This is a genomic window from Pseudomonas sp. R62, from assembly GCF_000257605.1.
Taxonomy (GTDB): Bacteria; Pseudomonadota; Gammaproteobacteria; order Pseudomonadales; family Pseudomonadaceae; genus Aquipseudomonas; species Aquipseudomonas atacamensis.
Window position 1 is genome coordinate 1,609,956 of the sequence record NZ_JH635999.1, and the last position, 9,249, is coordinate 1,619,204.

The window sequence follows — 9,249 nt, forward strand, 5'->3', positions numbered from 1 at the left end:
AAAAACATGTCGTTCGCCCTCGATCTGGCCGGCGTGCCGAAAGCCGAGGTCGAGCGCAAGGTTGGCGAAGCGGCGCGGATTCTCGAGCTCGGGCCGATGCTCGAGCGCAAACCGAAACAGCTTTCCGGCGGCCAGCGCCAGCGCGTGGCGATCGGCCGTGCCATCGTGCGCAACCCGAAGATTTTCCTCTTCGATGAGCCGCTGTCCAACCTCGACGCGGCGTTGCGCGTGCAGATGCGTCTGGAGCTGCTGCGCCTGCACAAGGACCTGCAAGCAACGATGATCTACGTGACCCACGATCAGGTCGAAGCGATGACCATGGCCGATAAAGTCGTGGTGCTCAATGGCGGCAGGATCGAGCAGGTCGGCTCGCCGCTGGACCTGTACCACAACCCGGCCAACCTGTTTGTCGCAGGCTTTCTCGGCACGCCGAAAATGGGTTTCCTCAAAGGCAAGATTGCCCGCATCGACGGCGCCAGTTGCGAAGTTTCGCTGGACGCCGGCACGCGCATCACCCTGCCGTTCAACGCCGCCAACCTCAGTGTCGGCAGCGCAGTCACATTGGGCATTCGCCCCGAACACCTGGAGCTGGCGCAACCTGGCGACTGCACGTTGCAGGTGACTGCCGATGTCAGCGAACGCCTTGGCAGCGACACCTTCTGCCACGTCACCACCAGCGCCGGTGAAGCCCTGACCATGCGCGTGCGCGGCGACCTGGCCAGCCGTTATGGCGAGCAATTGAGCCTGCGCCTGGACCCGACTCACTGCCACCTGTTCGACGCTGAAGGTGTGGCGCTGACCCGCCCACTGCGCGCTGCCGCCTGATTTCGAGACTATCCGATGAAACTCAACCAACAGAACCTCAACCGCCTCGCCGCCGAAGTGCAACTGCCGGGCTACAACCTGAGCGACACATGCCAGGGCATCGCCCACATTGGCGTCGGCGGTTTCCACCGCGCGCATCAGGCGTATTACACCGATGCCTTGATGAACACTGGCGAAGCACTGGACTGGGCAATCTGTGGCGTCGGGCTACGCCCGGAAGACCGCCGCGCCCGCGATGATCTGCGCGAGCAGGATTACCTGTTCACCCTGTTCGAACTGGGTGACAGCAACGACACCGAAGTGCGCGTCATCGGCGCGATTCGCGACATGCTGCTGGCCGAAGATGGCGCGCAAACGCTGATCGACAAACTCGCCGAACCGCAGATCCGCATCGTCTCGCTGACCATCACCGAGGGCGGTTACTGCATCGACGACAGCAGCGGCGAATTCATGGCGCATCTGCCGCAGATTCAACACGACCTCGCACATCCGGAGGTGCCGGGCACCGTGTTCGGCTTCCTCTGCGCCGCGTTGGCCAAACGCCGTGCGGCGGGTGTTCCGGCATTTACCGTGATGTCCTGCGATAACCTGCCGCACAACGGCGCCGTCGCGCGCAAGGCGCTGCTGGCGTTCGCCGCGCTGCGTGATCCGCAATTGCGCGACTGGATCGACCAGAACGTCAGTTTCCCCAACGCCATGGTCGATCGCATCACGCCGATGACCAGCACCGCGCATCGCCTGCAACTGGCCGACAAACACGGCGTCGACGATGCCTGGCCGGTGGTCTGCGAACCGTTTGTGCAGTGGGTGCTGGAAGACAAATTCGTCAACGGCCGCCCGGCGTGGGAAAAGGTCGGCGTGCAGTTCACCGACGATGTGTCGCCGTACGAAGAGATGAAAATCAAACTGCTCAACGGCAGTCACTTGGCGCTCACCTATCTGGGTTTCCTCAAGGGTTATCGCTTCGTCCACGAGACCATGAACGATCCGCTGTTCGTGCGTTACATGCGCGCTTATATGGACCTGGATGTCACGCCACAGTTGGCGCCGGTACCGGGCATTGATTTGAGCGAATACAAGGACACGCTGGTGGCGCGATTCTCCAATCAGGCGATTGCCGATCAGCTGGAGCGCGTGTGTTCGGATGGCTCATCGAAGTTTCCCAAGTTCACCGTGCCGACGATCAATCGGCTGATTGCCGATGGCCGCGAGACCAAGCGTGCAGCGCTAGTCGTGGCGGCGTGGGCGCTGTATTTGAAGGGCGTGGATGAGAATGGCGATACGTATTCGATTCCGGATCCGCGAGCGGCTTTCTGCCAAGGTCTGGTAGCGGACGAAGGGCTGACCACGGAGCGGTTGCTGGGTGTTGAAGAGATTTTCGGCACGGCGATACCGAAGTCGGCGGAGTTTGTTGCGGCATTCGAGTGGTGCTGCCAGAGTTTGCGCGAGGTTGGGGTTTCGCGGACTCTGGAAAAAGTTCTCGCGACCTGATCGTTCCCACGCTCTGCGTGGGAATGCAGCCCGGGACGCTCCGCGTCCCATCAAAAGCGGACGCAGAGCGTCTATTGAGGCGTTCCCACGCAGAGCATGGGAACGAGCAGCCGTGGAGTCTTCATGACAACAACAAAGCTCTTCCTGGGTATCGACTGCGGCACCCAAGGCACCAAAGCGATCATCCTCGATGCCGACAGCGGGCAGGTGCTCGGTCTGGGCGCGGCGCCGCACACGATGATCAGCGGCGCCAACGGCCGCCGAGAACAAGACGTTCAGCAGTGGCTCGACGCATTCGTCAGCGCCACCCGCCAGGCCTTGCAAGCGGCAAACGTCGACGGACAGGCGATCCGTGGCGTTGGCGTCTCCGGCCAGCAACACGGCCTGGTCCTGCTTGATGAGCAAGGCGCAGTGCTGCGCCCGGCCAAGCTCTGGTGCGATACCGAAACCACGCCGGAAAACGAGCGCTTGCTCGCGCAACTGGGCGGCGAGGAAGGCTCGCTGGAACGCCTCGGCGTGGTCATCGCGCCGGGCTACACGGTGTCGAAACTGCTGTGGACCAAAGAGCAGCATCCTGACGTTTTCTCACGCATCGCGCGCATTCTGTTGCCCCACGACTACCTCAACTACTGGCTCACCGGCCGCGCCTGCAGCGAATACGGCGACGCCTCCGGCACTGGTTACTTCAACGTGCGCACGCGTCAGTGGGATGTGCAGATCCTGCGCGACATCGACGCCAGCGGCCGTTTGCAAGCCGCGCTGCCGGAGTTGATCGACGCGCACGCCGCCGTCGGCACTCTCCTGCCGGCAATCGCCGAGCAACTCGGCATCAACCCCAACGCCGTGGTCTCGAGCGGCGGTGGCGACAACATGATGGGCGCCATCGGTACCGGCAATATCCAGCCCGGCGCGATCACCATGAGCCTCGGTTCGTCCGGCACGGTCTACGCCTATTCGGAGGAGCCAAACGTCAGCGCCGATGCCTCGGTTGCCACGTTCTGTTCCTCCAGCGGCGGCTGGCTGCCGTTGATCTGCACCATGAACTTGACCAACGCCACCGGTGCGATTCGGGAACTGTTCAAGCTCGACCTGCCGACCTTCAATGAATTGGTCGCGCAATCGCCGATCGGTGCCGAAGGTGTGAGCATGTTGCCGTTTCTCAACGGTGAGCGCGTCCCCGCCCTGCCCCACGCCACCGGCAGCCTGCATGGCCTGACCATCGACAACCTGACCCAGGCCAATCTGTGCCGCGCCGCTGTCGAAGGCACCACCTTCGGTTTACGCTACGGGCTGGATTTGCTTCGCCAGAATGGTTTACAAAGCCTGCGCATTTGCCTGATCGGCGGCGGCTCGAAGAGCGCGGTGTGGCGGCAGGTCGTCGCCGACATCATGAACGCTCCGGTGATCTGCACCGAACAAAGCGAAGCCGCCGCACTGGGTGCGGCGATTCAAGCGGCGTGGTGCGCGTCGCGCTCTAACGGCGATGATGTGTCCCTGGCCGAGCTGTGCGAGCGCTGCGTGAAACTCGACGCGGGCAGCGAAACCCTGCCGATCGCCGCCAATGTCGCGGCATTCCAGCAGGCCTACGAACGCTATCAACAGCATGTCGCAACCCTATAACGAGCAAACAACTATGTATCTGGTGTGTGGCGAAGCCCTGTTTGATTTCTTCAGCGAAAACGATGCCAGCGGGCTGGCCTCGAAAGTCAATTTCAAGGCGATTGCCGGCGGCTCGCCGTTCAACGTCGCCGTCGGTCTGCGCCGTCTGGGCGTGGACTCGGCGCTCTTCGGTGGGCTGTCCACCGACTATCTCGGCCGGCGTTTGCAGCAAGTCCTGCAGGACGAAGGTGTGCGCCCGGATTATCTGGTGGATTTCGCCGCGCCGACCACCTTGGCAATGGTCGCGGTAGGCGCCAATGGCTCGCCGCATTACAGCTTCCGTGGCGAAGGCTGCGCCGACCGGCAATTGAGCGAGGCGCATTTGCCGACACTTGGCAACGAAGTGCGCGGCCTGCACATCGGCTCGTTTTCGCTGGTGGTGCAGCCGATTGGCGACACCTTGCTCAAGCTGGTTCAGCGTGAAAGCGGCAAACGCCTGATCAGCCTCGATCCCAACGTGCGCCTCAATCCCGAGCCGAACATCGAGCTATGGCGCGAGCGCATCGCCACGCTGGTTCAACTGGCCGACCTGATCAAAGTCAGCGACGAGGATCTGAGCCTGCTCTATCCCGAGCAGGATCCGCAAAACGTGATTGAAGGCTGGCTCGAACATCGCTGCCAGATCGTCTTCCTTACTCGCGGTGGCGATGGCGCAACGGTGTTCAGTCGCGCCCATGGCTCGTGGTCGGTGCCGGCCAATCAGATTCAAATCGCCGATACGGTAGGCGCCGGCGACACCTTCCAGGCGGCGCTGATCACCTGGCTGACCGAACATTCGCTGGACTCGGTCGAAGGCGTCCAGCAGCTCAGTCGAGAGCAAATCGACGGCATGCTCAGGTTCGCCGTACAAGCCGCCGCACTGACCTGCAGCAAAACCGGTCCGGATCTGCCCTATCGTCATCAATTGAGCTGAGCGCGTAGACTGTCGGCCTTTTTGCGCACGACGGAAAACAGCTCTTGAATCACAGGCACATCCTCGCCCTTCTGACCCTGGCCACCCTGCTGAGCGGTTGCGGCACCTCGCCGCCCCGCTCGCCGGAAGACATCTGCGCAATCTTCCGCGAGAAAAGCGACTGGTACGACGCTGCGCAAGTCACCCAGAAACGCTGGGGCGTGCCGATCCAGGTGCCTTTCGCGATCATGTATCAGGAATCCGGCTACCGCTACGACGCCAAGACGCCGCGCAAATACCTGCTCTGGGTAATTCCTTGGGGCCGCGTCTCCACCGCTTCCGGCTATGCGCAAGCCAAGGATGAAGTCTGGGCCGACTACCAGAAAAGCACCGGCCGCAACTGGGCCGATCGCGAAGACTTCGACGACGCCATCGACTTCGTCGGCTGGTACATGGACAAGACCACCTCGATCAACGGCGTGTACAAATACGACGCCTATAACCAGTACCTGAACTACCACGAAGGCTGGGGCGGCTTCCGCAACAAGACCTACGCGAGCAAAGCCTGGCTACCGCCGACCGCGCGCAAGGTGCAGAACCGTTCGGATCTGTATGCGCAGCAGTATGCCGGCTGCAAGGAAGACCTCAATCGCGGATTCTGGAGCCGGTTCTGGCATTGGTTGTAGAAGCCCTTCGCGAGCAGGCTCGCTCCCACAGAACCTTAGTGAACGCCGATTTTGTCTACACCCGAGAAACCTGTGGGAGCGGGCTTGCCCGCGATGGCAATCTCTCAAACACCATCAAAGTCTATGAAAGGCCCGATTTCACTGACCCAAATCGCCCTCCTAAGGGTTTTCCCTATGGCATCAAGGCCCCACACCTACGCCATTTGCGCCTTGAATGAGGCCGTCTAATCCTGCAACATCCATCACCTGCTTATTCAACGGACGGAATTCAAGGCATGCTGGACGCCAATGCAACCCACATCACCCTCTCGATCGAAGACGCCAACGCCGACCTGCAAGTCCTCAGCTTCACCGGTCGCGAAGCCCTCAACGAACCGTTCCGTTTCGACCTCGAACTGGTCAGCGCCCGCCCCGACCTGAAGCTCGAAGAGCTGCTGCACAAGCGCGCCTGCCTGACGTTCGGCGCCACCGGCGAAGGCAAGATTCACGGCCAGGTCTATCGCATCGAGCAGGGCGACTCCGGCAAGACCCTGACCCGCTACAGCATCAGCCTGATGCCGCAACTGGCCTATCTGCAGCACAACCATGATCAGCAGATCTTCCAGCAACTGACGGTGCCGAAAATCATCGCCCAGGTGCTGGAAGATCGCGGCATTCTCTCCGACGCCTACAGCTTCCAGCTCGGCGCCGAGTACCCGGAACGCGAGTATTGCGTGCAATACGACGAGTCCGACCTGCATTTCATCCAGCGTCTGTGCGAAGAGGAAGGCATTCACTTCCACTTCCAGCACAGCAGCAGCGGCCACAAACTGGTGTTCGGCGACGACCAGACCGTATTCCGCAAACTGAAGCCGGTCAGCTACCAGCAAGACTCGGGCATGGCTGCGGAGAAACCGGTGATCAAGCGCTTCAACCTGCGCCTGGAAACCCGCACCACTCGCGTCAGCCGTCGCGACTACGATTTCGAAAAACCCAAGCTGCTGCCCGAAGGCGCGGTCAAATCCGAATTCGCCCCGGACCTGGAAGACTACGATTACCCCGGCCGCTTCACCACCCGCGAGCGCGGCAAGTTCCTCTCGACCCGCGCCCTCGAACGCCATCGCAGCGACTACAAACTCGCCGAAGGCAAAGGTGATGAACCGACCCTCACCAGCGGCCATTTCCTCACGCTCGCCGAACACCCGCGCGCCGAGTGGAACGACCTGTGGCTGCTGCTGGAAGTCTTCCACGAAGGCAAACAACCGCAAGTGCTCGGCGAAAACGTCACCAGCGACGTCACCGACAACAAAAGCGATTTCCACCAGGGCTACCGCAACAGCTTCCTCGCCACGCCGTGGGACGCGCACTACCGCCCTGCCCTCGAACACCCGAAACCGAAAGTCCTCGGCAGCCAGACCGCCGTCGTTACGGGTCCTGCCGGTGAAGAGATCCACTGCGACCAGTACGGCCGCATCAAGGTGCAATTCCACTGGGACCGCGACGGCCAGTCCGACGATAAAACCACCTGCTGGATGCGCGTCGCCAGCGGCTGGGCCGGCGCAGCGTACGGCGGCATTGCCATCCCGCGCATCGGCATGGAAGTCCTCGTCACCTTCCTCGAAGGCGACCCCGACCAGCCCCTCGTCACCGGCTGCCTGTACCACAAGGAAAACGTCGTCCCCTACGACCTGCCGGCCAACAAGACCCGCAGCACCTTCAAAACCCTCAGCTCCCCGGGCGGCAAGGGCTACAACGAATTTCGCATCGAAGACAAGAAAGGCGCCGAACAGATCTACATCCACGCCCAGCGCGACTGGGACGAAAACATCGAACACGACCAGAAAATCCGCGTCGGCAACGAACGGCATGACACTGTTGAAGCTAACGTGTTGAGCGAGTTCAAGGTCGAAGAACACCGGATCACTCATCTGGACCGCATCAGCGAAATGCGCGCGGATGATCACCTGACGGTGGGTGTGACGCAGCATGTGAAGGTGGGGACTGGGCAGTTTGTTGAGGCCGGCAATGAAATCCATTATTACGCCGGCCAGAGAGTCGTGGTCGAAGGCGCCATGGAACTGACCGCTAAGGCTGGCGGCAGCTTCGTCAAGGTCGATGCGGGTGGCGTGACCATCAGCGGCGCTGAGGTGAAGGTCAATACCGGCGGCTCGCCAGGGGTGGGCACGCCGGCGGCGCCGTTGTTGCCGGGGCCGATGAAGGTTGTGGATGCGGATAAGGCGGGGAAAGCACCGCTCCCTGCCCGTCTTAATGAGTCAGGTATCACCCCGCTGTGCGGAAAACAGAGTAACGGCGCTTGCAGCCGTAAGGATTGCACATGCATGTAAAAACGCTGAGCGCCCTCCTCGCAGAGCCTCGTTACGACTTTTCAGACCTGCCCGCTACAAGCGAATCGCTGTGTTTCATCATCGACCAAGGGCTCCAGCCAGACGCTTTGGGTCGTCTTTATCGATTAGGCGAACCCGTTGTCGCCCAAGGTCTGTTTGTCGGGACAGACCTTGCAGAGATTCCTGACGAGCCATTGTGGCTGGTCGCCCCAAAGGGCGGCAAAGTGGCAAAGGTCGCTGTGGAACTATGTGAGGAACGCTTTTCGGGAATCGCAATCTCAACCCGGGATCCTGAAAAAGCTCTGGCTCATGCGCGCTGGCTGCTTAAGGCAAACGATGGTTCAGGTGGCCAAAGTCTGCTGAGTTTCCACAAGCCGAGTTTATGGGCTGCGCTGGCCTACACCGCCGATAAAGCATTTGACCAGTTACTGGGCTGCTGGGATGCGGTCTACAGCCCGGCGCCGATTCATTTCGGTCAAGAGCGTGGGCGATGGCTGACCTGGAAGGCCACCGATCAATCAACGTGGGACGGTGACAGAGCGGCGTTCAATCTGCCCGAGGCGGCCGCGAAAGTACAAGCGCGCCTGGGCTGGATGTACTGGATCGATGAGGAATACACAGCATTCAATGAGCCAGACGATGACCGCTTGAATGACATGGCGGACAACCTCGACATGCTGCTCAAAAACAACATTTATGATGGCGATCACCTGCTCAAGCTTGGCCATGTCGTGAACGGTCCGCTGTTCGAGACCCAGCCTGGGATCATGGCGATCCTGCAATCAAAGGACGAGTCGTTTATCAAAGTAGATCGGCTCCTGGAATCAGCCGCCGTTGCCCAACACTAAGGCGACGCGACAACAGAACGGAATCACCATGGAAATTACAAATCACGCCGTAATGCCCGGCGAAACTCTGAGCCAGATTGCTACGCGCTACAACACTACTGTGGCGCAACTTCGTCAGATGAACCCCTTCATCACCAACCCGGATAATGTCAAAGTCGGATGGAACCTGAGCGTTCCGAAAAGCGCACTACCGCCTGCTGCGCCTGCCGCTCAGACACCTGCCGCAGCTCAACCGCCTGCGAAAACGACCCCGGAAGCCGCAACTCAGTGCTCTGCGGAGGATCTGGTTGAACTGGAGCCTGTCAAAGACACCCCAGATCAGAGCTCAAAGACTTTCAAACCGCACGCGCCTCCCTGCTCGAAAAAGTTTGCCAGTGCGATTTATGCCACCGAAGAGCAAGAATTTTGGCTGCTTCCCGAACGGGCAAAGTCCGCTATCAAAGAATCCATGTTTGCCCTGGAAAAAATGATTGCGCCCAGCAAACCACGTGATGCACGCCTGAACGGGTTGCAGGAATCTGGTT

General features: G+C 60.8%; 8 protein-coding genes. All 8 read left to right on the top strand.

Annotated features, from left to right (window positions below):
- On the top strand, nucleotides 1-825 hold an 825-nt coding region (locus OQK_RS25215; RefSeq protein WP_038861747.1), incomplete at its 5' end, for an ABC transporter ATP-binding protein.
- Between the two features lie 15 nt (nucleotides 826-840).
- Nucleotides 841-2,316, top strand: coding sequence for a mannitol dehydrogenase family protein (locus tag OQK_RS25220; protein WP_016774874.1), 1,476 nt, complete (start codon nucleotides 841-843; stop codon nucleotides 2,314-2,316).
- A gap of 123 nt (nucleotides 2,317-2,439) precedes the next feature.
- Nucleotides 2,440-3,936, top strand: a complete 1,497-nt coding sequence (gene xylB, locus OQK_RS25225) for a xylulokinase (RefSeq protein ID WP_016774875.1) — start codon at nucleotides 2,440-2,442, stop codon at nucleotides 3,934-3,936.
- Nucleotides 3,937-3,949: 13 nt separating this feature from the next.
- The gene (locus tag OQK_RS25230) at nucleotides 3,950-4,888 is read left to right on the top strand and encodes a carbohydrate kinase family protein (protein ID WP_016774876.1); all 939 of its coding nucleotides are present in this window, start codon (nucleotides 3,950-3,952) and stop codon (nucleotides 4,886-4,888) included.
- Between the two features lie 44 nt (nucleotides 4,889-4,932).
- On the top strand, nucleotides 4,933-5,553 hold the full coding sequence (locus OQK_RS25235; RefSeq protein WP_016774877.1) for a transglycosylase SLT domain-containing protein: 621 nt from the start codon (nucleotides 4,933-4,935) through the stop codon (nucleotides 5,551-5,553).
- A 275-nt stretch (nucleotides 5,554-5,828) separates the two neighbouring features.
- Entirely contained in the window at nucleotides 5,829-7,877 is a 2,049-nt protein-coding gene (locus OQK_RS25240; RefSeq protein WP_016774878.1) for a type VI secretion system Vgr family protein, read from the top strand.
- Nucleotides 7,868-8,725 carry a DUF4123 domain-containing protein gene (locus tag OQK_RS25245; RefSeq protein ID WP_016774879.1) on the top strand — a complete coding sequence of 286 codons (858 nt, stop codon included), beginning with the start codon at nucleotides 7,868-7,870 and terminating at the stop codon, nucleotides 8,723-8,725. Before OQK_RS25240 ends, OQK_RS25245 begins: the two co-directional genes overlap by 10 nt.
- Before the next feature lie 28 nt (nucleotides 8,726-8,753).
- Nucleotides 8,754-9,249: LysM peptidoglycan-binding domain-containing protein (locus OQK_RS25250; protein ID WP_157221968.1), on the top strand; the 496-nt coding region annotated here is incomplete at its 3' end.

Bases quoted from the DNA above. Each gene is read 5' to 3' on its own strand.
- OQK_RS25230 (WP_016774876.1), top strand. From the start codon at position 3,950: ATGTATCTGGTGTGTGGCGAAGCCCTGTTTGATTTCTTCAGCGAAAAC.
- OQK_RS25245 (WP_016774879.1), top strand. From the start codon at position 7,868: ATGCATGTAAAAACGCTGAGCGCCCTCCTCGCAGAGCCTCGTTACGAC.
- OQK_RS25240 (WP_016774878.1), top strand. From the start codon at position 5,829: ATGCTGGACGCCAATGCAACCCACATCACCCTCTCGATCGAAGACGCC.
- OQK_RS25220 (WP_016774874.1), top strand. From the start codon at position 841: ATGAAACTCAACCAACAGAACCTCAACCGCCTCGCCGCCGAAGTGCAA.
- xylB (WP_016774875.1), top strand. From the start codon at position 2,440: ATGACAACAACAAAGCTCTTCCTGGGTATCGACTGCGGCACCCAAGGC.